The following is a 26,869-nucleotide window of genomic DNA, read 5'->3' as shown; positions in this document are numbered from 1 at the left end:
GGTGCGCCGCCTAGGAGCGGCGCCACCACTGTCCCTGGTGGGTCGGACTGGTTCGCATGTGGCCGAGTGTAGCGGGTACGCGGCGGCGGGTGGGCCCGAACACGAAAACCCCCGCCCGGTTCCGGGAGAGGGTTCGGTCCTCGTCCGCGCACGGGCGGACTGGCGTGCGACACGGCGGCCTGCTAAGCTACGGCACCCACGCCACTTCAATACGGCATCACAAAACTTCCTAAGGGCAAGGTTAGCCACCAGATGGACTCCTGTCAATACGACCGTTCGACGCCCTCCGCTCAGGAGGCCGCGGTCACGGTCGAGCAGGCCCGCGTCAGCGCCATGTACGAACGCCTCGACGCCCTGCGCGCCCGGACCGGCCAGCGGCTGGCCGACGCCCACCTCCAGGAACGCTCCGGGTACGCCGCCATCGTGGAACGCGAGACCCGTTCCTACGAGCACGCGCGCCGCAGGGCCCAGCTCGGTTCGGTCGAGGAGGGTCTGTGCTTCGGCCGGATCGACGTCTCCCACGGCCCCGGTGACACCGAGGCGCGCTACGTGGGGCGGATCGGGCTGCGCGACGCCGAGTACGACACCATCCTCGTGGACTGGCGGGCCCCGGCCGCCCGCCCCTTCTACGCGGCCACACCCAGTGCCCCGGAGGGGGTCACCCGGCGCCGCCACCTCAGGGTGCGCGGCAGGCGGGTGGTCGGGCTGGACGACGAGGTCTTCGACGCCGACGGCCTCACCGAGGGCGACCGCCGTCAGCTGGTCGGTGAGGCGGCCCTGCTGGCCTCCCTCCAGCGGGGCCGGACCGGACGCATGGCCGACATCGTCTCCACCATCCAGGCCGAGCAGGACCGGGTCATCCGCGCGCAGCTGGCCGGGGTCCTGGTCGTCCAGGGCGGCCCGGGCACCGGAAAGACCGTCGCGGCCCTGCACCGCGCCGCCTACCTCCTCTACACGCACCGCCGGGTCCTGGAGCGCCGGGGTGTCCTGGTGGTGGGCCCCAACCCGGCGTTCCTACGCTACGTCGGCGACGTCCTGCCCTCCCTCGGGGAGACCGACGTGGTCATGCGCACGGTCGGCGAACTGTTCCCCGGCGTGGAGTCCTCCGACCACGAGCCCCACACGATCGCCGCACTCAAGGGCTCCCCTCGGATGGTCGCGCTCGTGCGCGCGGCGGTGGCGGACCGGCAGCGCGCCCCCCGGCACGCCTTCGGCGAGGCGGACCTGCGCGTGGAGACCGACGCGGGCACCCTCGTCGTGCCCGCCGACGTGTGCGAGCACGTGCTGGAGACCACCCGCAACCTGCGGCTGCCCCACAACACCGCGCGCAAGTACCTGGTCAACACGCTGCTCGGCGAGCTCGCACGGGCCGAGTCCCAGGGGCTCGGCCGGCCGGTCTCGGACGAGGACCTCCCGCACGTGGGCGCACGGCTCTGGCAGGAGGAACCCGTCCAGCGGGCACTGGACGCCCTGTGGCCCGACCTCACTCCGGAACAGCTGCTACGCGACCTCTACGCCGACCCCGAGGCCCTGCTCAGGGTGGGGGCGCGGGCCGGGGTCACGGAAGCCGAGCGCCTGGCGCGCCCGGCCGGGGCGCACTGGACCGTCGAGGACGTGCCGATGCTGGACGAGGCGGCCGACCTCCTCGGCCGGGACGACAGCCGTCTGCGGGCCCGCCAACGGCGGGACCACGCGGAGCACGAGGAACGGGTCCGGTACGCGCAGGGCGTCCTGGACCTCACCGGTCTGACCGAGGACCCGAGGGAGGGGCTGGACGCGCACCTGCTCGCCGACCGCCACCACGACTCCGGACCCGACCTCAGCACCGCCGACCGGGCCGGCGCGGACCGCGACTGGGCCTACGGGCACGTGATCGTGGACGAGGCCCAGGAGCTGTCCCCGATGGCCTGGCGCACGGTGATGCGCCGGGTGCCGACCCGGTCCCTGACCGTCGTCGGCGACGTCGCCCAGACCGGCAGCGCGGCGGGGACCAGCTCGTGGGACGCCGCCCTGGAGCGGTACGCCCCGGGCAAGGTGCACGTGGAGCACCTGAGGGTCAACTACCGGACCCCCGCGCCGATCATGGCCGTCGCCGCCGACGTTCTCCGCGAGGCCGCCCCCGACCAGGAGGTGCCCGAGTCCGTGCGAGAGGAAGGCGACGCCCCGCGGGCCGTGCGGATCGCGGACCTCCGTGACCTGCCCGCGCTGGTCGCCGAGGAGCGGAGGGCCGTCGGCGAGGGCCGCGTCGCGGTCGTCACCTCCGACGCCTCCCTGACCGGGGTGAGGGAGGCTCTGCCGAACGCGCTGCGCACGGACCCGGGTGCGCGGGACGCACTCGGAGACGCCGTGGTGGTGCTGTCCGCGACGCAGTCCAAGGGGTTGGAGTTCGACTCCGTGATCGTGGTCCGCCCCGAGGAACTGCTGGCGCAGCCGCGCGGCGCCAACGACCTGTACGTGGCGGTGACCCGCGCGACCAGGCGCCTGACGGTCGCGCACGAGGCAGACCTCCCGGACCTCCTCAAGCGCCTGGCCGGATGACAACGGGTCCGTCGGGAGCCTCCCGGAAGGGGCCCCGACGGGCGCCGGTCAGGTGTCCCTGACGGACCCGCACTGCTCCAGGTCCCGTGAGGCCTCCAGGTCGTAGGCGTCCTCGACCGCCCCCTTGGGCTGATCCCCCTCGGGGTGGTCGTCCCCGTAGCTGGGGGTGAAGGTGTACTCCTCCACGCAGTGCACGGGCGCCACCGCGCGCGACCACATCGGCGCCGCCTCCAGCTCCTCCGCGCCCACGTCGTAGAAGCCGACCTCGCCGATGTGCGAGGTGACCAGGCGGGTGGAGGCCGATCCGCCGGGCCGGGTGACGGGGTGCACGATCGTGTACTCGGTGACCACCGAGAGGTAGTCCCACCCCTGGTCGTCCCGGGCTGCCTCCGCGCGCATCCCGCCGTCCACGCGCACCTCGTCCCCGATCGGCTCGGCGGTGCCGTGGGTGAGGTTGAAGGGCAGGTGGCGGCTGTTGAGCTCGTGGTCCTTGTTGCCGAGGTTGTCCAGGTACCACTCCAGGGTCTGTCCGGTGAGGAGTCCGGTGAGTTCGCTGTTGTCCTCACCGAACACGGCGTCCTCGTTGAGGTAGACCGCCTCCAGCAGCTCCTGGGTGTGGGCGTAGGAGCGTTCGACCTGCTCCTGGGAGTAGGGGCCGACCGCCTCGGCCTCGGGTACGGGGAAACCCAGCCCGTAGTCCTCGGCGGGGCTGCCCGCGAAGGGGGCGTCCCGGTCCACCCGGTGGACGGGGTCCAGCTGGGTGAGAACGCCCGTCCCGGGCACGGCGCGGTCCAGGAGGTCCTGGGCCGGCGCACAGCCGACGAGGGGCAGGAAGAGGAGGACCGTCGCCCAGGGGGCGGCGGCGATACGTGGGGGCATGACGCTGACTTTCGTTCTCTATGTGGCAAATGAGAACTTAGTCCGCCTTCTTCACTCCTGACGGCCCGGGATCGCCACACTTGCGTCACGATCCACCGCGGACCCAAAGGCTAGACAGGGAGCATGACCCACACCCCGGGCTCCCCCGCCCCGCACCCCCTGCCTCCGCTGCCCCGACCGGTCACCGGCGTCTTCGTCCGCAACGTCCTCCAGACCGCGTGCCCCGGCTACCTGGCCCTGGTGTGGCTCGACGCCGAACCCCTGCACACCGGCGCCGACTTCGCGTTCGTCGATGATCTCCCGGCGACCTGCCCCCACCCAGACGAGCCCCTCCCCGAGGAGTACAGGAGGGCCTTCGAAACGGGGGTCCGCGAGGGCCTGGAGAACCGGGGCCGGGGCAGGTCCCCCTACGCCACGCGGATCGTGTTCCGCGACGCCGCGTGGAGCTGGGTCGACTCCAACCCCCAGAGCTTCGAGATCGCCGGCAGGCGCGCCGCCGTCGAGATCCTGGACTGCGTCCGGGAACATCGCGAACCCCGCCAGGCCGGAAGGAACGCACGGATCGACCGCCCCATCCCGCCCATGCCGCACACCCGGACACGCGGATAGGCCCAGGCCCGCCCGTGGACACGGGCGCGTTGTGAAGTTCTGTGCCTGTTCGGTGGACTATCGCGAAATTGTACGTACACTCTGTACGGACAAAGCGTGTACCGGTGCCGTGAGACGTCGGTCCACGAACCCGGTCCCATGTGAACGGACACTTATGAGTGACAGCCAGGGGTCGCTGGTACCCCTTCTCAAGTGGATGAACAAGGTCCCCGGCGGGGCCATGCTCATACCCCTCGTCCTGGGCTCGATCCTGGGCACCTTCGCACCGGCCGCGCTGGACATCGGCAGCTTCACCACGGCGCTGTTCAAGGACAGCGCGATGCCGCTGATCGCCCTGCTGATCTTCGCGACCGGAACCCAGGTCACCCTCCGCACCAGCGGTCCGGTGCTGGCCACCACGGGTGTCGTCCTCCTCGGGAAGAGCATCATCCCGGGCCTGCTCATCATCGCCCTGGCGATGGTCACCGGCCCCGAGGGCGTCCTGGGGATCTCCATCATGGCGATGCTGGCCGCGGCCACCAACGCCAACGGCGGCCTCTGGCTCGCCCTGACCGGACAGTACGGACGGACGAAGGACCGCGGCGCCTACATCGCCGGGGCCATCAACGACGGCCCGTTCTTCGCCCTGCTGTTCATCGGCGCCTCCGGGCTCGGGCAGATCCCCTTCCTGACCCTGGTCGCCGCCATCATCCCGTTCCTGCTCGGCGTGCTCGTCGGCAATCTCGACTCCCAGTGGCGAGAGCTCCTCACCCCGGTCCCCGCGATCGTCATCCCGTTCTTCGCCTTCGCACTCGGCACCGGGATCAACCTGGCGGACGTGGCCAGGGGCGGCCTGTCCGGCGTCCTCCTCGGCGTGGCGATCACCCTCGTCACCGGTGGGCTCGTCTACCTCGGCTACCGCTTCCTGCTGCGGCGCGGCAAGGAGTCGGGGATCGGCTTCGCCGCGGGCACCGCGTCGGGCAACGCCGTCGCCACCCCGGCCATCATCGCGGCCGCCGACCCCTCCTTCCTCTCCTACGCGGGCACCGCCACCACCCAGGTCGCCGCGAGCGTGCTGGTCACCGCCCTGCTCGCACCGCTGGTGACCACCTGGGTGCTGCGCCGTGCCGGAGCCGCGCCCGCCGAGGCGGAGCGCGCGGAGATCGCCGAACAGCAGAAGGCCGACAGTGGATCCGCCACTGACGGTCCCGACCAGGAGGAGACCCGGTCATGACCCACACACGCACACCACGGGTGGCCGTGGTCGCGGACGACCTCACCGGCGCCGGTGACACCGCCGTGCAGTTCGTGCGCGCCGGCTGGCGCACCGAGCTCCAGCTCAGCGCGGCGGAGTCCACCTCCGACGTGGTCGCCGTGACCACCGACTCGCGGGCCCTCGCTCCGGAGCGGGCCGCCACGGTGGCCGCCGAGGCCGTGCGCGGACTCCGTGACGCGGGCGTGGACCTGATCTACAAGAAGGTCGACTCGACCCTGCGCGGACCCATCCGCGCGGAGATCGACGGCGTCCTCTCCGTGTCCCCACCCGGAACCGTGGCCGTGGTCTGCCCGGCCTTCCCCGCCAACGGGCGCGTCGTGCGCGACGGAGTCCTGCTGGTGGACGGGGTCGAGGTACACCGGACGGCCGTCGGCGACGACCCGGTCTCCCCGGTGACCGAGAGCCGGATCGCCGAACTCCTGGACGCCAGGTACGTCCGGCTGACCGGTGACGACACCGAGGCCAACGCGGAGCTGCTGCGCGCCGCCGCCCCGGTGGCCGTCGTCGACGCGGAGAGCGACGCCGACCTGGCCCGGATCGCCGCCGCCGTCACCGCCCTGGGAGACCGCGCCGTCCCCGTGGGCTCGGCCGGTCTGGCCACACGGCTGGCGGAGGCCTGGCGCCCCGTCCTGGAACCGGACCCGACCCTGGTGGTGGTGACCTCCCTCCACCAGGCCGCACGCGGTCAGGTGGCCGAGCTGATGGCCGACGAGTGGACGCGGGTGGAACAGCCCGACGCCCACGCGCTGGCCGACGACACCGCCTGGCGGGAGTGGTCGCAGCGGGTGCTGGACACCTTCGACCCCGCCTGCCCGCACACCGCCCTCGTCGCTCCCGACGACCGCACCAGCGGGCTGGACCCCGCCCTGGTCGCCCGACGCTTCGGGGAGCTGGCGGCCCGCGTCGCCCAGCGATACCCGCTGTCCGGGTTCGTCGTCACCGGCGGCGACGGGGCACGTGCCCTGACCGCCTCCCTCCAGGCCAGGGCCATCGTTCTGACCGGCGAGGTGGCCCCGGGCATCCCGTTGGGCTCCCTGGCGGGCGGCCCCCGCGAGGGACTCTCCATCGTCACCAAGGCCGGGGGCTTCGGCTCCCCCACCGCCCTCATCGAGGCCGCTGACGCGGTCCGCAACACGAAAGGCAGCAACGTATGAGCCGCCCCACCCTCGCGGTCACCCTCGGTGACGTCGCGGGTATCGGTCCGGAGATCACCGCCAAGGCGCTCCTCCACCACCCGGAGGTCCGTGAGCTGGCCAGGCCCGTGGTCGTCGGCGACGCCGACGCCCTGCGCAGGGCCGTCACCGCCGTGGGCGGGGACGCGTCGGCGGTGAACCCGCTCGACTCCCCCGCCGACGCGGCCGACACCCCCGGCGTGATCGACGTCGTGCAGACCGGCCCCTCGCTCGGCCACGTCCCCTACGGCGAACTGAGCGCTGAGGCGGGCGACGGCGCGGCCCGCTTCGTCATCGCGGCCGTGGACCTGGCCAAGCGGGGTCTGGTCGACGGGATCGTCACACCCCCGCTGAACAAGGCCGCCATGCACCTGGGCGGGCACCTGTGGCCGGGGCACACCGAACTGCTGGCGCACGAGTTCGGGGTCAGCGACTACAGCCTCGTGCTGTCCGCGGGCGAGCTGTCCTTCTTCCACCTGACCACGCACGTCTCGCTCCGCCGTGCCATCGAGGACGTCACCCAGGAACGCACCCTGGAGGTCCTGCGACTGATGAGCGCGTTCGCCCGCGCCCAGGGGGAGGCCGACGAGCCCATCGGCGTGGCCGGACTCAACCCGCACGCCGGGGAGAACCGCCTGTTCGGCGACGAGGACGCCGACGTGCTCGCCCCGGCCATCGAACGCGCCCGCGCGGAGGGCATCAACGCCCACGGGCCCATCCCGGCCGACGCGCTCATCCCGGCGGCCGTGCGAGGCAAGTGGAAGCTGGTCGCGGTCTGCTACCACGACCAGGGGCACGCGCCCTTCAAGGCCGTCTACGGCGACGACGGCGTCAACATCACCGCGGGACTGCCGGTGGTCCGGGTGTCGGTCGACCACGGTACGGCCTTCGACATCGCGGGCCAGGGCATCGCGCGCGAGGCCAGCCTGGTCCTGGCACTGCGCCGGGCCGCCGAGCTCGCTCCCGGCTGGGGGCACGTCTGGAAGGCCACCGCCTCCTGACGGCACGGACGACGCACCGCCGCGAGGCGGCCGGGACGCCCCTGTCTCCCCTGGTTTCCGGGGAGGCGGGGGCGCGCCCCGTCGCGCGCGACCCGCGGGCCCGGGGGCACCTCCGACGCTCCGTGGCACCCGCGCCACACGCCCTAGAATGACGGCCATGCCTGTCGACCGCTCCGACCCCCGGCCCCTGCACGCCCAGGTGGCCGACGCGCTGCGCGCGGAGATCCGCGACCGCTCGATCCCGCCCGGAGACGCCCTGCCCAGCGAGGCCGCCCTGCGCGAACGCTTCGGCGTCTCCCGAAGCGTGGTCCGTCAGGCTCTGGCCACCCTGGAGGACGACGGGACGGTCCGCCGGACTAGGGGCCGGGCCCCGGTCGCGGCGGTCCCCACCGAGCACCACCGCCTGGTGCAGCGGGTGACCGGACTCTTCGACCAGTTCTCCGCCGAGGGTCTGAGCCTGCGCACCGCGGTGCTCTCCCTGGAGCGGACCCGCGGCGGACCGCCCTCGGCCGTCCACCACCTGGTGACCGAGGACCTGCTGCGCCTGGAGCGCGTCCGGTCGGTCGACGACGAGGCGCTGTCCTACGTGCGCACCTGGCTCCCGGCGGGGCGCTTCGCCGACCTGGACTCGGCGATGCTGGCCAACGCCTCCCTGCACCGGCTCATGGAGACGCGGTTCGACGCCGTTCCCAGCAGCGGCCGCAGGCAGATCCGGGCGGTCCCGGCCGACCCGCGCATCGCCCGTGAGCTCGGTGTCTCCGACGGAGTCCCGCTCCTGCTCCTGGAGGGCGGCACCTTCGACCAGGACGGCCTGCCCCTGGAGTGGTTCGAGAGCTGGCACCGCTCGGACCGGGTCGTCTTCGACATCGAGGCGGACGGTGCGGCCGACCAGATCCGCATCGCTCCGGGTCCGTCGCTGGCGGTCGCCCCGTCCCCGGAGGGCCCGCAGGAGGCCGCGTCCGAGGCTCCCGCGCCGCACTCCGGGCTGGACCGCGCCGCGGCCCTCGCCGCCGAACTGCGCACCGAGCTGGACCGTCTGCGCGCCGGGAGCTGATGCTTCCCGCGGTCCTCGCGGTCACGCCGGACGGGTCCCACGGCGACGGGGGTGCCCGGGGTCGCCCGCGTGCGAGAGGTCACTAGGATCTGGGCATGCCCATCGTGTTCGACCTGGTCAGCACCGACGCCTCACGTGTGGTGGTGCGCCCCTCGCCGCTCGCCGAGCTGATGGCGTTCCTGCACAGCGTCGCCGAACCGGGCCACCACCCCGGCGCGAGCCGGGACATCCGCGCCGTGCGGACCGGTGTGGACCGCGCCACCGATCGGCGCCTGCGCACGTTCGCCCCCCTGTGGGCGCGGTTCCGTCTGCGCGCGCTGCTGCCCCTGGACACCAGCCACCCGGCGACGTTCCAGGACGAGCTGGCACTGATGAACGCCATGCCCGCGTCGGTGTTCGACTCCATGGTGGCGGAGACCATCGCGAGCGGGAGCTGGGAGCGCTACTACGGCCTGCGCGACCCCAACGACCACCGTGCGGAGTTCCTGGAGGTGTGCCGGGCCAAGAGCGAGGAGCGCGAGGAGCTGGGCGAACTCTTCCTGGCCGACCGCGCGGCCTTTCGCCGCAACCTGTCCGACCTGCTCCAGCACTGCCATGACACGTTCTTCCGCGCGCGCTGGGAGGCGACCCTGCCCCAGCTCGCCACAGCCGAACGCGAGGTGCGGGGGCGGTTCTCCAGGGACCGGCTCGGGGTCGTGCTGGCCTCGCTCACACCGGGCGGCCACTACCTGCCGCAGACCGCGCAGGTGGCCTACGACAAGCTCCAGAACGCCTTCGTCTCCTGTGCGGGACGCGACCTGGTCCTGGTGCCCAGCCTGTTCACCCGCCCCCACCTGGTGGTGAAGTTCGAGGAGGCGCAGCCCCGCGCGAACCTGCCCATCGTGGTGCAGTTCCCCATCACCGAGATGGGCACCACCGACGTCCCCCTCAAGGAGTTGCAGCACCGTATGGCCGTGCTCTCGGACCCCGCCCGGCTGGAGCTGTGCCGGCACCTGGTCAACGAGCACTGCACCACCGGCGAGCTGGCGGCACGGGTCGGCATGACCGAACCCCAGGTCTCCCGGCACCTGCGGCGCCTGCGCGAGGCCGGGCTGCTGGAGTCGGTGCGCGACGGCAGGCTGGTGCGCCACCGCATCAGGCTGGGCACCGTCTACGCGCTGGGACACCAGTTCCTCACCCGGCTCGTGCAGTGACGCCGGAACCCGGGAGCCGCTCCGTGGCCCCGATCCCCCGTGCCCCGTGCGGCGACGCGGCCCGGGACGCCACGGGCCCCGGTCCGCGTCCGCGCGGAACCGGGACCCGCGCCGGTCAGAAGTCGACCGGCTCCGCGGCCAGCCGCAGCTGCTCGGCGTCCTCCGGCAGGACGAACCCCTCGGCCAGCATCCGGTCCAGGACCCGCGAGTGCTCGCGCCGGTAGCCGTCCGCGTCCCCGTAGCGCTCGACGAGCCGTTCGGTGCCCAGCGGCGTCTCACTGCCGTGGTACCAGGAGGGCCGACCCATGGGGGTGGCGGCCACCAGGGTCGACAGCGGTGCGTCGGTGTAGGTGGTGCGCAGCCCTCCCCTGGCGTTGCCGTCACCGTCCCTGAGCACGGTGTCGGTGTCGTCCACCGTCTCCAGGAGGCGGGACGCCGGGGGCGCCGCCTCGCCGCGCGCCCACGCGGAAAGGGACTCCAGCAGGGCGTTGTACACGTGGGAGTTGGGGAAGGTGGACCACCGGGCACCCTCGGGGAGCGGGCAGTCCCGGAGCCGCTCGCGGTCCCGGTCGCTCATCTGGCGGGTCTCCCGGTGCGCCATCCCCGCCACCTCGTACAACCGGAAGGTCGGCGAGTCCGGCCTGCGGTGCGTGAGCCCCCGCACCTGGCCGGAGACCCCGCAGGCCCAGCGGACGGACTGGAACTCCGCCTCCCCCAGAACCTCCATGACCGGGGCGTCCACGTCCGGCAGCGCGGGGCCGCCGGAGGCGCAGGGCATGTACCCGTCGAAGACGGGGCCGCCGTCCGGGCGCCGCAGGACGCCGTGGTGGCGCTCGACGAACCTGCGCACGACCCCGCCGGTCTGGGAGATCCCGGCGAACAGCAGGGTGCGCACGGCGGCCTCGGGCAGGCCGGGAAGCCCCTCCCTCAGGGCGTTGGCCACCTGGGCGACGATCTCGAACGACTGCGGCGTGGCGCGCCACCACCGCTCCTTGAACTCGTCGTACTCGCGGGCCAGCACCTCCGGAGTGGGGTTCTCCGTGAAGGGGATGCTGCCCGCGAAGTCCTTGGCCAGCTCCCCCGGGGAGAAGGTCATGTCCGCGTACCGGCGCTCGTCGACCCCCTTGATGAGGTCGAGCGCGGACGGGGCCTGGGAGTCGATGCCCACCCAGATGAAGCCCCCGCGCATGATCTGGCGGTTGAAGGCCCGCCACACCGAGTTCCCGCCCCAGATGTGGCTCACCTCGGCCAGCGCCCGACCCGTGTACAGCGACATGTCCGCGGGACGCCGGATGAGGATGCGGGTGCTGTAGGGGTCACCGGCGGCCGTGCCGGAGACGAGGTACTCCTCCTGGACGTAGTCGTAGGTGGGCATGCGGTCGACCCCGTAGGGTTCGAGCACCACGGCCCGGTTCCCGTCGGTCTCGGGGACGGGACCCCGGATCAGGGCATGCTTCGCCTGCGCGTGTCGGGTGGTCATGTTCTCCTTCTTCCAGAACGGAAGGGGGGCGGGCGGGCGGGAACGGACGGTCAGAGTCGGGGCACGGCCTCGAGCAGCGTGCGCGTGTAGTCGTCCTCCGGGGCGCGGAGCACCCGGGACGTGGGGCCGGACTCGACGACCCGGCCGCCGTTCAGGACGGCGACGCGGTCACACATGAAGTCCACGACGGCCATGTCGTGGCTGACGAAGAGCAGGGAGAGCCCGCGTGCCCGGCGGATGTCCTTGAGCAGATTGAGGACCTTGGCCTGCACGGACACGTCCAGTGCCGAGACCGGCTCGTCGGCGACGATCAGTTCGGGTTCCAGGGCCAGGGCGCGGGCGATGGACACGCGCTGGCGCTGACCGCCGGAGAACTCGTGGGGCAGGCGCCCCATCCAGGACCGGGCGAGCCCGACCTCGTCAGCGAGTGCCAGGGCGCGGGCCTCCCTCTCGGCGGGGGTGTGCAGTCCCTGCACCCGGTAGGGCTCCTCCAGCAGCTCGCGCAGGGTCATGCGCGGGTTGAGGGAGTTGGACGAGTCCTGGAAGACCATCTGCATGCGGCGCCGGTAGGCGCGCAGTTCGGCCCGGCGCATGGACAGGATGTCCCGGCCCAGCACCGTCACCGAGCCCGAGGTGGGCCGGATGAGGCCGATGGCCATGCGGCCCAGGGTGGACTTGCCCGAACCGGACTCGCCGACCAGGCCCAGGACCTCGTCGCGGCCCAGTTCCAGGGACGCGTCCCGGACCGCCACGTGCGCGGTCCGGCGCAGGATCCCGCCGAGTCGGAACCTCTTGGTCACGTTCTCCATGCGCAGGACGGGTTCGGCACCCGCGGCGCCGTCGGTCGTGCTCATCACTGCACCGCCTTGGTGAATCGGCTCTTGTCGATGACGGGGAGGCGGTCCGGACTGTCCCCGAGCCGGGGTGAGGCCTCCAGCAGACCGCGCGTGTACCCGGACTCCGGGGCGGACACCACGCGGTCGGTGGGCCCCGACTCCATGGCGTGGCCGTCGAGCATGACCACGACGTCGTCCGTGTACCGGGAGACCAGTCCGAGGTCGTGGCTGATGAGCAGGACGGACAGGCCGAGCTCCTCGCGCAGCTCGGCCAGCAGGTCGAGGATCTGCTTCTGGATGGTGGCGTCGAGCGCGGTCGTGGGTTCGTCCGCGATCAGCAGGTCGGGCTCGCAGGAGATGCTCATGGCGATCATGACGCGCTGGCGCATTCCGCCGGAGAGCTGGTGCACGTAGGCGTCGAGGACGCCACGGGAGGGCGGGATGCCGACCAGGTCGAGGAGTTCGGCGCTGCGTGCACGGGCCTGGCGCCGGGTCAGCCCCAGGTGCAGGCGCAGGGGTGCCGCCATCTGCGCGCCGATGGTCTTGGTGGGGTGGAGCGCGCTCATGGGCTCCTGGAACACGAAGCCCATCTCGCGTCCGGCCATGGCTCGCCGTTCCCGGGCGGGCAGGGACAGCAGGTCGCGGCCCCGGTACAGCACCTGCCCGGAGGCGATCGCCGTCTCGGGGAGGATGCCCATGACGGCGGTGGCCGTCATGGACTTGCCCGAACCGGACTCGCCCACGATCCCCAGGGTGCCCCGGCGGCGAAGGGTGAGGTCGAGGGAGTGGACCACGCGGCGCGGACCCTCCGGGGTCAGGACGTCGACGTCCAGGCCGCGCACGTCCAGCAGGATGTCGTCGGTGGAGTTCGTGGTCACTCCTTGGCCTCCAGCCTGATGCGGGGGTCGAGCGTGGCGGCGACCACGTCGACCAGCAGGTTGACGAGGACGAAGGCCACCGCGATGAAGAAGATGCAGCCCTCGATGAGCGGGTAGTCGCGCCGTTCGACGGCGGTGAGCAGCAGCTTGCCCAGCCCCGGCAGCGAGAAGACGTTCTCGGTCACGACCGCTCCGCCGAGCATGGAGGCCAGGGAGAGCCCGACCACCGTGACCAGGGGCGCGAGCGCGGCCGGGAAGACGTAGGAGCGGGTGATGGTGCGCTCGGGCAGGCCCTGGGCGCGGGCCGTGGCCACGAAGGGCTGGTGCTTGGCGTCGAGCACGCCGTTGCGCGAGTACCGGAACAGCGTGGCCGCCTCCAGGGTGCCCAGCGCCAGGCAGGGCAGCGCCATGTAGCGCACGTACTGGACGGGGTCCTCGGTGATCGGGGTGAAACCGGCGACCGGCAGCCACTGGAGGGTCACCCCGAAGAGCATGACCATCAGGATGGCCAGCCAGAAGGTGGGCATGGCCACGCCCACCGCCGAACCGACGACCATGGTCCGGTCCAGGGCCCTCGACCTCGTGGCTCCGGCGACGGCGCCGAGCGCGGGGCCGATGAGCAGCGCGAGGAGCATGGAGATCAGCGCCAGCTGGCCGGTCACGAGCGCGGCCGACAGGACCAGTTCGGCCACGGGCGCGTGCAGGAAGATGGACTCCCCGAAGTCGAAGCGCGCCATCCTGGCGAGCCAGTCCAGGAACTGCTGCCACATCGGGGCGTCGAGTCCCAGCTCGGTGCGCAGCTCGGCGATCTCGGTCGCCGTGGCGTTCTCACCGAGGATGACGGCGGCGGGGTCACCCGGGGTCAGTCGCAGCAGGACGAAGAGCAGCACCATCGGCACGGCGACGGTCGGGATGAGCGCCAGCAGGCGTTTGAACACGTAGGAGAGCACGGGTCACCCGTCCTTCTCGTCGGAGCGGGCGGTGGCCGCGACCCGTCGCGAGGACCGGGCGGAGGACTTGGAGGAGCGCGCCAGTTCGGCCAGGCGCCGGGCCCTCGGGTCCATGGCGTCGCGCAGTCCGTCGCCGAGGAGGATGAGCCCGAGGACGGTCAGCAGGATGGCCGCGCCCGGGAACACCCCGATCCACCAGGCCACCGCCGCGTACTGCTGCGCGGCGGACAGGCTCGCGCCCCAGCTGGGCACGTCCGGAGGCAGCCCGATGCCGAGGAAGCTCAGGGCCGCGATGGACAGCACCGTGGCGGCGAAGCCCATGGTGGCCTGGACGATGAGCACCGAGACGGACTCGGGTGCCACGTAGCGGAAGAGGATCCAGGAGTCCCGGGCGCCCAGCGCGCGGGCCGACTCCACCATGGGCGCGGAGCGCGCGGTGAGCGCGGCGGCGCGGACCACACGGGCGATCGGCGGCACCAGGACCACCGTGAGGCCGAACAGGACCGGTCCCACCCCCCGGCCCAGGACACCGACCAGGCTCATGACCAGGATGATGTTGGGGAACGACATCAGTCCGTCGATGACGCGCATGACGATCGCGTCCACCCAGCGGAAGTAGCCGCAGACGACGCCGGTGAGGAACCCGGCGACGATGGCGAGCAGGGTGCAGGCGGCGGCGATGCCGAGCGATGTGCGGGCTCCGTGGAGCAGCACCGTCCACATGTCGCGGCCCTGCTCGTCGGTGCCCAGGGGGCCACCGGTTCCGGGCGCCTGGAGTCGCTCGCTGGGTCGGAGCAGGTCGGGGTCGCCGCCCAGGACGGGCGCGAGGAGTGCCAACAGCGTGATGACCGCGACGATCGCGGCGCCCGTCATCGCGCTCGGGTCCCTGGAGAGGGACCGCAGGGTGGTTCTCATGAGGAGTCTTTCGTGCGCGGTGGGTTCCGGGGCCCGGCGGCCCTGCGGCGGGCCGCCGGGCGGCGGGGTCCTACTGGTCGATCCAGATGTTGTAGAAGCCCCGGACGGTTCCCTGCGTGGCCTCGAAACCGCCGACGTCGGCGGAGGTCACCGCGAGACGGGGTTCGTGGCCGAAGCGGATGAACGGGACGTCGTCCCAGATGAGTTCCTGGAGTTCGTCCCAGGCGGGCTTGCGGCTCTCGGTGTCCTCGCCCTCGGTGACGGCGGCCATGAGCTCGGCCTTCTCCTCGGTGGCCCACCAACCGGGGAAGTCGTCGTTGAGGAAGACCACGGTCAGGGGGTCGGAGTAGGCCGCGCCCCCGCCGAGGAACACCTCCCAGGTGTCCTCCTCGGTCCGCGTGGAGCCGAAGGTGGCGGCGTCCATCGCCTGGAGGTCGACGTTGAGGCCGACCGCCTCCAGCTGCTGCTGGACGATGGGGCCGTAGTTGTCGTTGGAGGGGCGGTAGAGCACGCGCACCGGGGTGCCGTCGTACCCGGCCTCGTCGAGCAGGCGCTCGGCCTCCTCGGCCGAGCGGTCCGTGTAGGCCTCGGATCCGGCGTCGGAGTACCAGGGCGAACCGGGCGGGAAGAAGCTGGAGTCCTCGGTGAAGTAGTCGGTCCCGCCGAGGTACTGCGTCTCGATCTCCGCGAAGTCCAGCGCGTTGAGCACGGCGCGGCGCATGAGCACGTCGCCCATCAGCTCGGATCGCAGGTTGAACTGCATGATGGAGAACTCGGAGTCCTCGCTCAGCACCGCCTGGAGCGAGGGGTCGGCCTCGTAGACGTCCAACTGGTCGACGCCGAGGAACTGCGGGGCGACGTTCACCTCGGCGGTGCGCAGCTGGTTGAGCGTGTTGGACTCGTTGAACGGGATGAACCTCAGGGTGTCGGCGTGGGCGGTCTTGGCCCCCGCCGCGCCGTCCGGGTCCTCGTCCCGCGGGGCGTAGTCGTCGAACCGGGAGGCCGTGGCCTGGCGGTCCACCGTGAACTCGTCGAGGCTGTAGGGGCCGGTGCAGTCCAGGGACGACAGCTCGTCGTCCCCGGCGGCCTCCAGCGAGGCGGCGGACATCACGTAGGCGCCGGTGTCGGGCGTGGAGAGCAGTGCGGGGATCGCGCCGGTGGGGTTGACGGTGGTGATCGTGACCGTGAGGTCGTCGGTCTCGACGATTTCCTCCACCAGGCTGTTGAAGAGCTCGCCCGGGTCGGAGTCGGCGTAGCGGTCGAGCGAGGCCACGACGTCGGCGGCGGTGAGCTGACCGCCCTCGTGGAACGGGACGCCCTCCCTCAGGCGCAGCGTGTACACGCCCGCGTCGGCGTCGTACTCGTAGGAGTCCACGAGGCCGTCCTGGATCGAGGTGTCGGCCGCGTTGGCGAACAGGCCCTCACACACCGAGGCGGCGACCATCCAGTTGGAGCGCGAGGTGGTGGCGTGCGGGTCGATGACGGCGGGCAGGGAGGCGACCACGAGCTCGCCTCCGGTCACCGGCTCCGAGGAGGCTCCGCCGCCCTGGGGGGAGCCGCAACCGGACAGGAGGAGTGCCGTGCCGCCCACCAGTCCTAGTGCGGCCGCGCTGCGCTGAGAGATCACGGATCAGGCCTTTCGGGGAAATCGGGATGGTGGTCCCGTGGGGACACCCACAGGTTAGGCATGATCCACCCACGTGAAAGGCATCGTTTACCGCGACCCCGGTAAGAAACGATCAGGTGACGGGAGTTACAGGTGTGACTGGTGGGACCGTGGGTGTCCGTGACCCCACCCACAGCGACCACTCCGGGGCCGCCGCCTCCCCCGGACGCACCCGTCCCCGGGCCCGCGTCCGCCCCGACGGCTCCTCGATTCTCATTCGTGGGGCCCGTTCCGACCGGCCGTGGGTCCCGGTCTGGCCGGGTCCGGACACAAGCGCAACCTTGTCGCCGGGACGGCGGTCCGACACTGGTGAACGAGCCCCCGACCGCGAAGGAACCCCGTGCGTCAGAGGACCGCCCTCATTCCCCTGCTCCCCCTCGCGCTACTTCTGCCACTGACCGCCTGCGATCAGCAGATCAACGTCACCGCCAGTGACCGCCTGGAGTCCCTCCTGCCCTCCGGATCCGACTACCCGGCCGGGTACGACGTGGAGAGCATCGACATGGCCGAGGTGGACGGCACCAGCGCCCCCGGCACCGACTTCGACTCCGTTGAACCCCCCGAGTGCGCGGCGGCGATGAACGCGGGCCCGGCGGACCTCCCCGAGGAGTCGTTCGAGAGCGCGGGGCAGGTGGCCGTGAACGCCCGCTCCGGACCCTCCATCTACTCCTACGTACTGGTCACCGGGGACTTCGACGAGGCGGACCTCGACACGTCCGCGTACGAGTTGCTGCTCGACACCTGCTCGACCATGACCGTGGTCATCGAGGGGGTCGAGATGGAGGCCACCCTGAGCTCGTCCGACTCCCCCGCGCTGCCCGACGACGGCGGCAAGTTCGTCATGGAGATGTTCGCGGACGGAATGAGCACGGCGATGTGGACCGCCTGGGGGCAGATCGAGGACGTCCACTTCATCCTGATCCGCATGGACCTGGACTCGGGCGGGGGCCTCTCCGCCGGAGAGCTCGCGGGCGAGTGCGAGGGTGACTTCCGCGAATTCCGCGAGTGTCGGGAACGTCTGACGCGGGAGCGCGCACGGGAGGCCCTGGACGAGGCGGACACCGAGTTCGACGAGTTCCTGACCGTCGCCTTGCGGGAACTCGAACAGGGTGTGTGAAGGCGCGGCCGCGGTGGATCGGGCGCGCGGTCCATCGTCGGCGCCAGGGGGTACCGGGCGTCCACCAGCGCCGTCACCGCGCCGCAACCGGAACGCGGTACGGATTTCACGTGGGGGGTCTGGTCAGAACGCCCGCGAGGCCCCATGGTGTGAGGGTTCGACCGACTCCCTCCTCCCCCAAGGAGCAACGTTGCCCGCGATCCCCCGTACGTTCCCCCTGACCCACGCGCGCCGGACGGTGGTCCGCGCCCTGTCCGCGCTCACCGCCGCCGTACTCGTCGCCGTCCTCGGATGGGCCACCCCGGCCCTGGCCCACCACGTCCTGCCGCCCGGCATCCCCTCCACGTCAGCGGCGCAGTCGCAGCTCAACGGCCTGACCGTCCGCGCCAAGAACAACGGCGCGGGCTACGACCGCAGCCTCTTCCCGCACTGGGTGATCATCAGCAGCCCCTGCGACGCGCGCGAGACCGTCCTGCGACGCGACGGCCACACCGTCCAGGTGGACGGCAACTGCCAGCCGACCTCCGGCCGGTGGTCCAGCGAGTACGACGGCGTGTGGACCGACAACGCGTCCTCGTTCGACATCGACCACATGGTGCCGCTCTACGACGCCTGGCGGTCGGGCGCCAACGGCTGGTCCGCCGCCCAGCGCCGCGCCTTCGCCAACGACGTCTCCTCGCCCCAGCTGTGGGCGGTCTCCGCGAGCAGCAACCGTTCCAAGGGCGACCGGGACCCCTCGGCGTGGATGCCGCCGCGCACCGCGATCCACTGCGACTACGTCAAGGCCTGGGTGAACGTGAAGCACCGCTACGGCCTGTCCGTGACCAGCACCGAGAAGTCCTCCATCCAGGGCACCATCAACTCCCGCTGCTGACCCCCGACGACCCGGGCCGTGTGGACGGTGGTCCACACGGCCCCGGACGTGTTCGGCGCGGTGGCGGAAGGGGGCTTCCGCACGGTTCACCGGCTCTGCATGATGGTGCGATGAGACGCTGTGATTTCTGCGAACTCCCCCTGGACGGCGGCTGCGCCTGCGCGCTCAGAACCGACCGTCGTCGCGGCGAGGCGACCCCCGTGAGCGAGATCCACATCCACAGCAGCGGAAAGGCGCACCTTCCCGGCTGCCAGCACCAGTACCCGAGCGGGGTCAGCGCCCCCAAGTGGGGATGGGTCCTCGACGCCGATCCCTCCGTGTGGCGCAGGATCAGCGAGGGCTCGCCCCTGAGGGCCACCCACGGCAACACCGACCGGATCGCCACCAGCCGCTGCAAGGACTGCGACGTCTGATCCCCCGGTCGCCGATCCGGGTCCCACCGCCGCCCTGACCGGGGCGGTGGGCACGGCCCACCGCCCCGGCCTCCGGCTCACCAGCCGGCAGTGGCGCCCAGCTCCCGCAGGGCGGGCCGCACGGCGTCGAGGACCGTCGGGAACCACACCGAGAACTCCGCCGTCCCGCGCAGCCGCTCCAGTCCGACGGAGTCCACGAAGCACGTCTCGGCCACCTCCTCCGGGTCGGGCCGGGTCCGGCCCCGGACCACCCCGACGAACAGGTGGTTGAACTCGCGTTCCACGAGCCCGGAGACCGAGTCCGTGTGGTGGTAGCTCACCGTCCCCGCGGCGCGCAGCAGGGTCGGGGCCACCCCCAGCTCCTCACCCGTGCGCCGGGAGGCCGCCACGAAGGGGAGCTCGCCCGGTTCCGGGTGACCACAGCAGGTGTTGGACCACAGGCCCGGCGAGTGGTACTTGGACAGGGCACGGCGCTGGAGCATCAGCTGACCCCGTTCGTCCAGGAGGAAGACCGAGAAGGCCCGGTGCAGCTGACCCGGGGCCTGGTGCGCGGACAGCTTCTCGGCGGTGCCCGTCGTCGTCCCGTCCTCGTCGACCAGTTCGAGCATGATCGGCCGGTGCTCGTCCCGCACGGTCTCGTTCACGGACCCGGGGACTCCGGCATGGGTGTCGGTGGTCATGAGCGCCCTTCGTGTTCGACGGTGTTGTGGCGTGCCGCGTGGTGACGACGGCCCGGGCCGGGGCCCCCGAGGGAGGGGCACCCCGGTCACCGGGCCGTGCTCGCGGAGGGGTCAGACCTTGTCCGCCGCGATGAGCAGGTAGTGGAAGCTGCCCTCCTTGTAGGCGGTCAGGAAGGGGTCCTCCACGCCGGTCGCGACCTGCGACTGCGCGCGCAGCTCCCAGTACGGGATGGTCGCGGCGGTGAGGTCGACGACGTTGATCGGCACGAGGTTGTTGGCGGACATCGCCCGGAAGTACTCGCTCCGGGGGTGGATGTTGCAGGTGTAGTGCTCGTCGATCCGGCTGACCGCCTTGGAGCGGCCGCCGGTCACGTCGTTGTAGCAACCGGTGATGGTGACGTAGCGGCCACCGTACTCCAGGAGGCGGGAGTGCTCGCTGAACAGCTCGAACAGGTCCACGTACATGGTGGACTCGTTGTTCCAGCTGGCCCGCATCGAACCCGTCTCGAAGCCGGTGTCCAGCATGTTGCGGAAGTGGAAGCGCACCTTGTCGTCCACACCCCGCTCGCGGGCCTGGGCGTTGGCGAACTCCACCTGCTGCTCGGAGATGCTCACCCCGTCCACGTGGCAGCCGAACCGGGCGTTGGCCATGAAGCTGGTGCCGCCGCGGCCGGAGCCGGTGTCCTGGATGCGGTCGTCCGGGGTGATGTCACCGAGGTGGTCCAGGAGCACGTCCGCCTGCGCGGTCTCCAGGCGGTGCATCTCCTCGATGATCCGCTGTTCCCGTGTCTCCTCGGGGCCCTCCAGCACGGAGGGGTCGTAGTCGCCGATCCCGTAGTGGTGGTGGAAGAGACCGTCGACCTCACCCAGGCGGATGTTCACGGGGTCCTTCTCCGCGTTCCAGTAGTCGGCGACGGACTGCTGGTAGGCGGTACGCAGGACCTGGCCCTGGTTCCGCACCTGGTTGTGAGAGGGCATGGTCGTGGTCATCGTGTTGCTCCTTGTCATGGTGGTGTTCGTCCTCGGCTCGGGCGCACCGCGTTCGCGGCGCACACCGAACCGGAGCGGGGGCACGCGCCCCCGCTCGGAGGGGTCTCGGATGCGGTGGGGTCAGGCGGCGGAGGCGCCGTGGTAGCGCGCGGTCCGGGCGTGCCACTCCCGGCTTCCCCCGAGCCAGGCCCACACACCGGCGAGGAAGCGGCGCAGCTCCGGTGAACCGGAAAGGGCGAGCGCGGCCGCCTCGGCCTCGTAGGTGTGCATGATCTCGTCGTGGATGAGGACGGTGCGCTCGATGGCCTCCTGCTCCGAGCAGTTCTCCTCGGTGGCGATCAGCCGGGGGACGCTGAAGTCCGAGGGGTCCTCCTTGCCCATCGAGTAGAGGTCGTTCACGATCACGCTCGCCGACCCTGCCAGGGTGAAGACCCTCCGCACCCGGGGGTCGGCGAACTCGGCCTGGGAGAGTTCGTAGCCGGCGACCGCGTCGATGAGCACCATGCAGGGCACGAAACTGTTCTCGTGCCGGTGCATGAGGAACTCCCAGACCGGGGGACGCTGGCCGGTCGCCGCCCAGACCCCCTCCTGGTTGTAGGCCACGAACATGATGGCCAGCTCGTGCCGGAGACGGCGTACCTGTGCGGCGGAGGCGTAGTCGGACAGGTTGTCCAGGGCGGCGCGCAGCGCCACCATGACCGGATCGGCCTGGACGACCTCCTCCAGCTGCGGTGCGTAGCGCAGCGGCAGGTGCGCCTGGTCGATCACCGAGTGGGCGATCGCCAGCCGCTGCCCGAGCAGTTCGGGCTGGGCCTCCTCCACCTCACCGTCCATGTAGTGGTCGTCCACCGACCACTCGGACAGCGCGCACTTGGCCGCGGCCAGCAACCGTTCGGGGTCGTCGGTCTCGGGGTGGGCGAGCATGATGAGGCGTCCGAAGTCGCAGGCGCGCACCCGGTCGAGCTGACCGGGGTACACACCGACCTCCTCGGCCCACTCGACCAGCCGGTCGTTGACCTCCTCCCCCAGTGCCGGGTCGTCCCGGACGGCGGGAGGGCAGTAGAGCACGGGGACCGGTGATCCGCCGTCGCCCTGCGGGAGTCCGGGACCCGCGGGCGAGGCCGGGACCAGGGTGGCGGCCCTCTGGCCCCTCGGCTCGGAGACGGGCGGCCGGTCGGGCAGCAGGATCCGGGCGGCGGAGGTCCCCAGCCCCGAGGGCCCGCCAGGCAGACGGGGTCCGCGAACCGGTCTCGCCGACGTCGCGAGCAGGTCGGCGTTCCCGGGGCGTTGGGGGTCGCGCAGCAGCGACCGCACCAGCTCCGCCGTCGAGTGCCCCGCGCTGGTCGAGGACATCCGGGACAGCAGTGACACTCAGTCCCCCTTCCCTGAGGGTGTGGACGGCTCAGGCACGGGGGCGGACCTCGACGTTCTCCAGGACGCCCAGGGCGTCCGGGACGAGCACGGCGGCGGAGTAGTAGGTGCTCACGAGGTAGGAGATGAGCGCCCTGTCGTCGATGCCCATGAACCGGGCGTTGAGGCCGGGCTCGACCTCGTCGGGCAGGCCGGTCTGGTGCAGGCCGATGACGCCCTCGTTGTCCTCGCCCGTACGCACGGCGATGATCGAGGAGGTCTGGTGGTCGGAGATCGGGATCTTGCCGCAGGGCAGGATCGGCACCCCGCGCCACGCGGGCAGGTGGTGTCCGCCGACCTCGACCGTGCCGATGTTGAGGCCCAGCTTGTTGCACTCCTTGCCGAAGGCCGCGATGGCCCGGGGGTGGGCGAACATGAACTGGGTGTTGCGCCGCATGCTGACGAGGTCGTCGAGGTCGTCCGGGGTGGGCGGGCCGGAGTGGGTCTGGATCCGCTGGCGGAAGTCGGCGTTGTGCAGCAGGCCGAAATCGCGGTTGTTGACCAGCTCGTGCTCCTGGCGCTCGCGCAGCGCCTCGATGGTCAGACGGAGCTGCTGCTCGGTCTGGTTCATCGGCTTGTTGTAGAGGTCGGCGACCCGGGTGTGCACGCGCAGCACGGTCTGGGCCACGCTCAGCTCGTACTCTCGGGGCTTGAGCTCGTAGTCGACGAAGGTGCCGGGGAGCTCGACCTCACCGGAGTGCCCGGAGGAGAGGGCGATCTCGGCCTCGCCGTACTTGTTCTGGCTGTGCCCCGGTGCGGACAGGTAGCCCTGGACCTGGACCTGGAGGCTGGGAGAGTCGTCCAGGAGCGCGATGAACTCCCGGCGCGGCAGCTCCAGGAGGGTGCCCGCGGTCGCCGCCTTGACGGTGAACCCCCAGATGGGGTCGGTGTCCAGGAGGTACCGCTCACCGACGTTGTCGCCGTCCGCGAGCACACCGAGGCGGTTGGTCTCCCCGTAGGCGCCCTCGCTGGTCTTGTGGACTCGGCCGTGCGCCAGGAGGAACAGCCGGTCGGCGGGGGTGCCCTCCTGCGCGAGGACCTCACCCGGTTCGAACTCTCGCTGGGTGAAGCGCCCGGCCAGGGCCTCCAGGACCTCGATGTCGTCATAGCCGCGCAGTACGGCCAGTTCCCCGAGCTCGCGCGGGATCACGCGCACCTCGGAGCCGTTCTGCTCGAAGTCGATCCGGCCGTCGCCGATGGTGTAGCTCAGGCGACGGTTGACCCGGTAGGCGCCACCGTCGGTCTGGACCCACGGAAGCGTCTTGAGCAGCCAGCGGGAACTCTTCCCCTGCATCTGCGGAGCGGACTTGGTGGTGGTGGCCAGGTTCCGCGCGGCCGCGGTCGCCAGGCTCTGCTGATCGCTGGTCCGAACCTCGGGGGCTGAGTCGATCGACATCGGAGGTGTCTCTCCTCATGGTGGTCGCGTGTACCCGCACGGCGGTTGGGCCGCGCGGGACTGAGAGGGCGAAGGGGACACGAAACGCAGGGAAGAGCTCATTTCGAGCGCTCCCGAACCGTCCCCCACAAACCGCGGCCCACCTTACGAGAAACACCGTACCGAAATCACAGGAACCTCTTTTTCAGACACAAGAAGAGCTTCCCGCCACACTCCGATTCCCAAAACGGACCTTCGAGGCACATCACCCCACCTCAAAGACCCAGCACACCTCATGAGCAGCACCAACGGAGTTCCTCACCCTTCCCCGAAGACAGCGAGGACATTATCCCCCAAGGCACCCACAAAAGACCAAAGATCCACCCGAAGACCGCATTAACCCTGCATCCAGGACCACCGAACTCCCCGATTTTCGGTCACCCCAGAAATCACCCCAAAGCCACAAAACACCCGGGGCTACTCCCGGAGCCGCTCCTGCTCGACGAGTGCCTCGAGGTCCGGCAACCGACGCATCGTCGCGAGGGGTTGCGCCATCCGGTGATTGCCCGAGAGCACCTCCTCGTTGCGCCTCATCCACGCCCAGTACCCGGCGGTGAACGGACAGGCCCGGGGCCCCACCCGCACCCCGGGGTCGAACCGGCACGAGCCGCAGTGGTCGCTCATCCGGTGGATGTAGGCGCCCCCGGAGGTGTAGGGCTTGGTCGCCACCTCTCCTCCATCGGCGTACTGGCTCATCCCGATGACGTTGGTGGCCATCACCCAGGGGAAGCCGTCCACGAACGAGGTGGCGAACCACTCGCTCAGCCGCTCGGGCCGGTAGCCCCGCTGGAGGGCGTGGCTGCCCAGCACCATCAACCGCTCGATGTGGTGGGCGTAGCCGCGCTCCCGCACCCCCGCCATGGTCTGGCTCAGACACCGTGCCCCGATCCCCTCGGAGTCGAGTCCGCGCCACCACCCGGGAAGCTCCGTGCGCGCCCCGAAGTGGTTGGACCGCAGGTAGTCGGGCCCCAGATGCCAGTAGAGGTGCCAGGTGCACTCCCGCCACCCGAGGATCTGCCGGACGAACCCCTCGACCGAGGCGAGCGGCGCGGTGCCCTCCCGGTACCGGCGCTCGGCGGCCTCGACCACCCTGAGCGGGTCCAGCAGACCCAGGTTCAGCGGGACCGAGAGCAGCGAGTGCGACATGCTCCAGTCGCCCTCCAACATGGCGTCCTGACGGGCGCCGAACGTCGGCAGCCGCTCGTCGAGGAACCGGCGCAGCGCCCGCCCGGCCTCCGCGCGGCCCACCGCGAACAGGCGGGGACCGTCCTCGCCCACCACCCTGCTCCCAGTCTCCCCGCACAACGCGTCCAGGTCCCGGCGAACCCCCTGGTCGATGGCGTTCTCCCGCGGGTGCCACGGAGCCGGCACCCCCAGAGTCGCGGCCTTGGGCGGTCCCTCACGGTTGCTCTTGTCGAAGTTCCACCCGCCACCCACGGGCCCACCGTCCGGCTCCAGCAGGACACCGAACCTGCGGCGCTGGTCCCGGTAGAAGTCCTCCATCCGGAAGCCCGACCGGCCCTCCACCCACTCGGCGAACTCGCCCTTGCCCAACGCGAACCCCGGAGTGGGCAGGACCTCGCCGACCAACCCCTCGTCCCGCAGGCCTTCGACGAGCGCCAACGCGGCGTGCGACCCGGGTTCGTGCACGTCCACCGTCCGACCGAACCGGCGCAGCCCCTCCCGGTAGGTCGCCGCCCGGACATAGGTGACCCGCTCGCCCAGGTCCCGCGCCAACCGCCGCATGGCCGCCAGGACCAGGTGCAGCTTCTGTCGGTGGTAGGGCCTGCGCCGCAGGGCCAGCTCGGACTCGATCAGCAGGATCGGCCGGCCCCGGTTCCGGTGGGTTCCGTGGAAGTGCCCGCCGAGCTGGTCACCGAACAACCACAGAGGTCTGTCCTGGGTCATGTGCGCCCGATTCCTTCGGTGTCGTGGGTCGTGTTGGAACGCGCTGTGAGCAGGGGCCACCCCGCAGGTGCGCACACCATCGCGAGGCCACAGGCCAGGTGACGCAGGAGCATGGTGCGGGTGAGCAGGGCCGGGTCCGGGTCGGCCGCCCCCACTGTCCGATCGCATCGGTCATCACCTCGGGGCTGACGAGGACGAGAAGGGCGCACCCGATGGTCGCGGGGACGCGCACAGCAGGGCTCCACCCACGCGCTGACCAGCGGTGGAGTCCTCCGCTCCCACAGGCTCCCTCGACGGCGGCATCGCCCATGGGGACAGTATGTGGCCGACTCCGCACTGGGAGTGGGAGGCACAGAGGCGGGACGCTGCGCTCGGGAACGCGTACTCTCTGACAACATAAACGTTTGGAAAACGAGCTACTCGGTATACGAGTAATAAGCCGACGGTGTCGGCGCCGCCACCTCAGGCGCCAGCCGACCACAAGCCAGCGCTCCTGCGCTCGAAGGGAAGCCATGACCACCGCCACGCCCAGAATCACCCCGTCGACCACGTCCGCACTCCTCGCGGCCCTGGTGTTCGCCGCCGCCGTGACCGCGGCCGCGCTGGTCGGTGTGCTCTCCAATCCCGGAACCGCCGGGGACTACGCGGCTCTCCAGCAACCGTCGTGGGCACCACCGTCCTGGCTGTTCGGCCCGGTGTGGACGGTGCTGTACGCGATGATCGCCGTGTCCGGCTGGCTGGTCTGGCGCCAGCGAGGCTGGCAGGGAGCCCGCACGGAACTGTCCCTGTTCGCCGTCCAGTTGCTCCTGAACGCGGCGTGGTCGCCGCTGTTCTTCACCGCCGGACTCCGGGGAACCGCCCTGGTCGACATCGTGCTGCTGTTGGCGGCCCTGGCCGTGACCATCCTCCTGTTCGCCCGCGTGTCCCGTTGGGCCGCGGCCCTGCTGGTGCCCTACTGGGCCTGGGTGGCGTTCGCGACCGCGCTCAACTTCTCCATCTGGTCGCTCAACACGGGGAGTTGACCACCGGCCGTCCGACTCCGTGGCCCGTCTCGCTTACCACTCGGCACCGCCCGCGTGCGAACCTGGGCGTGGGTGACACGCAGTCACGCACCCGCACCGAGCAGCATCGAGACCAGGGGGCGACCATGGCGTCGGACGCACAGGCCACGCGGTCCACGGCGCTGGCGGCCATCGAGGAGTACCTCGCCGGCCGCCTGGAGAAGACCCAGAGCGCGGCACGCTCCGCGCGCGCCTCGGGCGGCGATCCAGGCGGCACCGGCAGGGAGGTGGAGCTCCTGCGCGCCCGGGAACTGACCGACTGGCAGGAACGGGGTTTCCTCAGCCACCTCAACGCCGCCGCGGTGATCGAGGAGTACTACGGGCGCAGGATCACCAAGGCCCGCCGCGACCTCCGGCGCGAACGCCCCGAACGCGGGGACCGGTATTCGGGGGTTCGGGACGCCTACCGGCGCATCCGCGAGGAACGCGACGACGTCCGCGCCTGGTTCCTGGAGCAGGGCTGGGACCCCGACCTCACCACCACGCTCTCCGAGGAGGCGGGCGGGGTCTCCGGCCACTACTGGAACGGCAACCCCGCCCCGCCCTGACAGTCAC

The 26,869-nt window shown here is 71.4% G+C and carries 24 protein-coding genes; 12 read left to right on the top strand and 12 right to left on the bottom strand.

Annotated features, from left to right (window positions below):
* The first annotated feature begins 252 nt into the window (after positions 1 to 252).
* On the top strand, positions 253 to 2,538 hold the full coding sequence (locus tag BDW27_RS09470) for an ATP-binding domain-containing protein (RefSeq protein WP_110049029.1): 2,286 nt from the start codon (positions 253 to 255) through the stop codon (positions 2,536 to 2,538).
* Positions 2,539 to 2,586: 48 nt separating this feature from the next.
* Here the strand turns inward: BDW27_RS09470 and BDW27_RS09465 are convergent, their stop codons facing one another.
* Positions 2,587 to 3,417, bottom strand: a complete 831-nt coding sequence (locus tag BDW27_RS09465) for a hypothetical protein (protein ID WP_110049028.1) — start codon at positions 3,415 to 3,417, stop codon at positions 2,587 to 2,589.
* 123 nt (positions 3,418 to 3,540) lie between these two features.
* On the opposite strand from BDW27_RS09465, the gene BDW27_RS09460 reads away from it, so the two are divergent.
* From BDW27_RS09460 to BDW27_RS09435, 6 genes are all read left to right on the top strand, one after another.
* Positions 3,541 to 4,026: a hypothetical protein gene (locus tag BDW27_RS09460; RefSeq protein WP_199560595.1), complete on the top strand. Its 486-nt coding sequence runs from the start codon at positions 3,541 to 3,543 to the stop codon at positions 4,024 to 4,026.
* 154 nt (positions 4,027 to 4,180) lie between these two features.
* Positions 4,181 to 5,239, top strand: a complete 1,059-nt coding sequence (locus BDW27_RS09455; protein ID WP_017544783.1) for a 2-keto-3-deoxygluconate permease — start codon at positions 4,181 to 4,183, stop codon at positions 5,237 to 5,239.
* Positions 5,236 to 6,435, top strand: a complete 1,200-nt coding sequence (locus tag BDW27_RS09450; RefSeq protein ID WP_110049027.1) for a four-carbon acid sugar kinase family protein — start codon at positions 5,236 to 5,238, stop codon at positions 6,433 to 6,435. The genes BDW27_RS09455 and BDW27_RS09450 overlap by 4 nt, the downstream gene beginning before the upstream one ends.
* Positions 6,432 to 7,454 (top strand): 4-hydroxythreonine-4-phosphate dehydrogenase PdxA, encoded by a 1,023-nt coding sequence (pdxA, locus tag BDW27_RS09445; protein WP_110049026.1) that lies wholly within the window; start codon positions 6,432 to 6,434, stop codon positions 7,452 to 7,454. Before BDW27_RS09450 ends, pdxA begins: the two co-directional genes overlap by 4 nt.
* A 148-nt stretch (positions 7,455 to 7,602) precedes the next feature.
* On the top strand, positions 7,603 to 8,508 hold the full coding sequence (locus tag BDW27_RS09440) for a GntR family transcriptional regulator (protein WP_110049025.1): 906 nt from the start codon (positions 7,603 to 7,605) through the stop codon (positions 8,506 to 8,508).
* A 95-nt stretch (positions 8,509 to 8,603) separates the two neighbouring features.
* Positions 8,604 to 9,701, top strand: coding sequence for a DUF5937 family protein (locus tag BDW27_RS09435; RefSeq protein ID WP_110049024.1), 1,098 nt, complete (start codon positions 8,604 to 8,606; stop codon positions 9,699 to 9,701).
* Positions 9,702 to 9,816: 115 nt separating this feature from the next.
* On the opposite strand, the gene BDW27_RS09430 is transcribed toward BDW27_RS09435, so the two are convergent.
* The 6 genes from BDW27_RS09430 to BDW27_RS09405 all read right to left on the bottom strand — a co-directional run bounded on the left by BDW27_RS09430 (position 9,817) and on the right by BDW27_RS09405 (position 16,387).
* Entirely contained in the window at positions 9,817 to 11,181 is a 1,365-nt protein-coding gene (locus BDW27_RS09430; protein ID WP_110049023.1) for an alpha/beta hydrolase domain-containing protein, read from the bottom strand.
* Between the two features lie 50 nt (positions 11,182 to 11,231).
* Positions 11,232 to 12,035 carry an ATP-binding cassette domain-containing protein gene (locus tag BDW27_RS09425; protein WP_017544776.1) on the bottom strand — a complete coding sequence of 268 codons (804 nt, stop codon included), beginning with the start codon at positions 12,033 to 12,035 and terminating at the stop codon, positions 11,232 to 11,234.
* Positions 12,035 to 12,895, bottom strand: coding sequence for an ABC transporter ATP-binding protein (locus tag BDW27_RS09420; protein WP_110049022.1), 861 nt, complete (start codon positions 12,893 to 12,895; stop codon positions 12,035 to 12,037). Before BDW27_RS09420 ends, BDW27_RS09425 begins: the two co-directional genes overlap by 1 nt.
* Positions 12,892 to 13,845 (bottom strand): ABC transporter permease, encoded by a 954-nt coding sequence (locus tag BDW27_RS09415; RefSeq protein ID WP_014910150.1) that lies wholly within the window; start codon positions 13,843 to 13,845, stop codon positions 12,892 to 12,894. The genes BDW27_RS09420 and BDW27_RS09415 overlap by 4 nt, the downstream gene beginning before the upstream one ends.
* Before the next feature lie 3 nt (positions 13,846 to 13,848).
* Complete coding sequence (locus BDW27_RS09410; RefSeq protein WP_017544774.1) at positions 13,849 to 14,760, bottom strand: ABC transporter permease; 912 nt, start codon at positions 14,758 to 14,760, stop codon at positions 13,849 to 13,851.
* A 70-nt stretch (positions 14,761 to 14,830) separates the two neighbouring features.
* Complete coding sequence (locus BDW27_RS09405) at positions 14,831 to 16,387, bottom strand: ABC transporter substrate-binding protein (protein WP_110049021.1); 1,557 nt, start codon at positions 16,385 to 16,387, stop codon at positions 14,831 to 14,833.
* 379 nt (positions 16,388 to 16,766) lie between these two features.
* On the opposite strand from BDW27_RS09405, the gene BDW27_RS09400 reads away from it, so the two are divergent.
* The 3 genes from BDW27_RS09400 to BDW27_RS09390 all read left to right on the top strand — a co-directional run bounded on the left by BDW27_RS09400 (position 16,767) and on the right by BDW27_RS09390 (position 18,830).
* Complete coding sequence (locus BDW27_RS09400) at positions 16,767 to 17,543, top strand: hypothetical protein (RefSeq protein WP_233515701.1); 777 nt, start codon at positions 16,767 to 16,769, stop codon at positions 17,541 to 17,543.
* A 190-nt stretch (positions 17,544 to 17,733) separates the two neighbouring features.
* Positions 17,734 to 18,417 (top strand): HNH endonuclease family protein, encoded by a 684-nt coding sequence (locus BDW27_RS09395; RefSeq protein WP_017544771.1) that lies wholly within the window; start codon positions 17,734 to 17,736, stop codon positions 18,415 to 18,417.
* Positions 18,418 to 18,527: 110 nt separating this feature from the next.
* The gene (locus tag BDW27_RS09390; RefSeq protein ID WP_110049020.1) at positions 18,528 to 18,830 is read left to right on the top strand and encodes a hypothetical protein; all 303 of its coding nucleotides are present in this window, start codon (positions 18,528 to 18,530) and stop codon (positions 18,828 to 18,830) included.
* Positions 18,831 to 18,907: 77 nt separating this feature from the next.
* On the opposite strand, the gene idi is transcribed toward BDW27_RS09390, so the two are convergent.
* The 5 genes from idi to BDW27_RS09365 form a co-directional block, all read right to left on the bottom strand.
* Complete coding sequence (gene idi, locus BDW27_RS09385; RefSeq protein WP_233515700.1) at positions 18,908 to 19,510, bottom strand: isopentenyl-diphosphate Delta-isomerase; 603 nt, start codon at positions 19,508 to 19,510, stop codon at positions 18,908 to 18,910.
* 111 nt (positions 19,511 to 19,621) lie between these two features.
* Positions 19,622 to 20,500 carry a geranyl diphosphate 2-C-methyltransferase gene (locus BDW27_RS09380; RefSeq protein WP_017544768.1) on the bottom strand — a complete coding sequence of 293 codons (879 nt, stop codon included), beginning with the start codon at positions 20,498 to 20,500 and terminating at the stop codon, positions 19,622 to 19,624.
* A gap of 120 nt (positions 20,501 to 20,620) precedes the next feature.
* Positions 20,621 to 21,871 (bottom strand): family 2 encapsulin nanocompartment cargo protein terpene cyclase, encoded by a 1,251-nt coding sequence (locus BDW27_RS09375; RefSeq protein ID WP_110049019.1) that lies wholly within the window; start codon positions 21,869 to 21,871, stop codon positions 20,621 to 20,623.
* A 31-nt stretch (positions 21,872 to 21,902) separates the two neighbouring features.
* A complete protein-coding gene (locus BDW27_RS09370) occupies positions 21,903 to 23,306 on the bottom strand; it encodes a family 2B encapsulin nanocompartment shell protein (RefSeq protein ID WP_017544766.1) in 1,404 nt (467 codons plus the stop codon).
* A gap of 456 nt (positions 23,307 to 23,762) precedes the next feature.
* The gene (locus tag BDW27_RS09365) at positions 23,763 to 25,253 is read right to left on the bottom strand and encodes a cryptochrome/photolyase family protein (RefSeq protein WP_110049018.1); all 1,491 of its coding nucleotides are present in this window, start codon (positions 25,251 to 25,253) and stop codon (positions 23,763 to 23,765) included.
* Between the two features lie 512 nt (positions 25,254 to 25,765).
* On the opposite strand from BDW27_RS09365, the gene BDW27_RS09360 reads away from it, so the two are divergent.
* Both BDW27_RS09360 and BDW27_RS09355 read left to right on the top strand, forming a co-directional pair.
* Positions 25,766 to 26,275 (top strand): TspO/MBR family protein, encoded by a 510-nt coding sequence (locus BDW27_RS09360; RefSeq protein ID WP_017544764.1) that lies wholly within the window; start codon positions 25,766 to 25,768, stop codon positions 26,273 to 26,275.
* A 125-nt stretch (positions 26,276 to 26,400) separates the two neighbouring features.
* Positions 26,401 to 26,862, top strand: a complete 462-nt coding sequence (locus tag BDW27_RS09355; protein WP_110049017.1) for a hypothetical protein — start codon at positions 26,401 to 26,403, stop codon at positions 26,860 to 26,862.
* Positions 26,863 to 26,869 lie beyond the last annotated feature (7 nt).

It is taken from the genome of Nocardiopsis sp. L17-MgMaSL7, from assembly GCF_003182025.1.
Classification (GTDB): domain Bacteria; phylum Actinomycetota; class Actinomycetes; order Streptosporangiales; family Streptosporangiaceae; genus Nocardiopsis; species Nocardiopsis prasina.
Note: the sequence above shows the minus strand (reverse complement) of the source record. Positions and strands in the feature narration are given on the sequence as shown.

Coding starts and splice junctions, on each gene's coding strand:
- BDW27_RS09450 (WP_110049027.1), top strand. CDS start 5,236: ATGACCCACACACGCACACCACGGGTGGCCGTGGTCGCGGACGACCTC.
- BDW27_RS09435 (WP_110049024.1), top strand. CDS start 8,604: ATGCCCATCGTGTTCGACCTGGTCAGCACCGACGCCTCACGTGTGGTG.
- BDW27_RS09430 (WP_110049023.1), bottom strand. CDS start 11,181: ATGACCACCCGACACGCGCAGGCGAAGCATGCCCTGATCCGGGGTCCC.
- BDW27_RS09365 (WP_110049018.1), bottom strand. CDS start 25,253: ATGACCCAGGACAGACCTCTGTGGTTGTTCGGTGACCAGCTCGGCGGG.
- BDW27_RS09355 (WP_110049017.1), top strand. CDS start 26,401: ATGGCGTCGGACGCACAGGCCACGCGGTCCACGGCGCTGGCGGCCATC.
- BDW27_RS09390 (WP_110049020.1), top strand. CDS start 18,528: ATGAGACGCTGTGATTTCTGCGAACTCCCCCTGGACGGCGGCTGCGCC.
- BDW27_RS09410 (WP_017544774.1), bottom strand. CDS start 14,760: ATGAGAACCACCCTGCGGTCCCTCTCCAGGGACCCGAGCGCGATGACG.
- BDW27_RS09470 (WP_110049029.1), top strand. CDS start 253: ATGGACTCCTGTCAATACGACCGTTCGACGCCCTCCGCTCAGGAGGCC.
- BDW27_RS09370 (WP_017544766.1), bottom strand. CDS start 23,306: ATGTCGATCGACTCAGCCCCCGAGGTTCGGACCAGCGATCAGCAGAGC.
- BDW27_RS09380 (WP_017544768.1), bottom strand. CDS start 20,500: ATGACCACGACCATGCCCTCTCACAACCAGGTGCGGAACCAGGGCCAG.
- BDW27_RS09465 (WP_110049028.1), bottom strand. CDS start 3,417: ATGCCCCCACGTATCGCCGCCGCCCCCTGGGCGACGGTCCTCCTCTTC.
- idi (WP_233515700.1), bottom strand. CDS start 19,510: ATGACCACCGACACCCATGCCGGAGTCCCCGGGTCCGTGAACGAGACC.
- BDW27_RS09360 (WP_017544764.1), top strand. CDS start 25,766: ATGACCACCGCCACGCCCAGAATCACCCCGTCGACCACGTCCGCACTC.
- BDW27_RS09460 (WP_199560595.1), top strand. CDS start 3,541: ATGACCCACACCCCGGGCTCCCCCGCCCCGCACCCCCTGCCTCCGCTG.
- BDW27_RS09425 (WP_017544776.1), bottom strand. CDS start 12,035: ATGAGCACGACCGACGGCGCCGCGGGTGCCGAACCCGTCCTGCGCATG.
- BDW27_RS09455 (WP_017544783.1), top strand. CDS start 4,181: ATGAGTGACAGCCAGGGGTCGCTGGTACCCCTTCTCAAGTGGATGAAC.
- pdxA (WP_110049026.1), top strand. CDS start 6,432: ATGAGCCGCCCCACCCTCGCGGTCACCCTCGGTGACGTCGCGGGTATC.
- BDW27_RS09440 (WP_110049025.1), top strand. CDS start 7,603: ATGACGGCCATGCCTGTCGACCGCTCCGACCCCCGGCCCCTGCACGCC.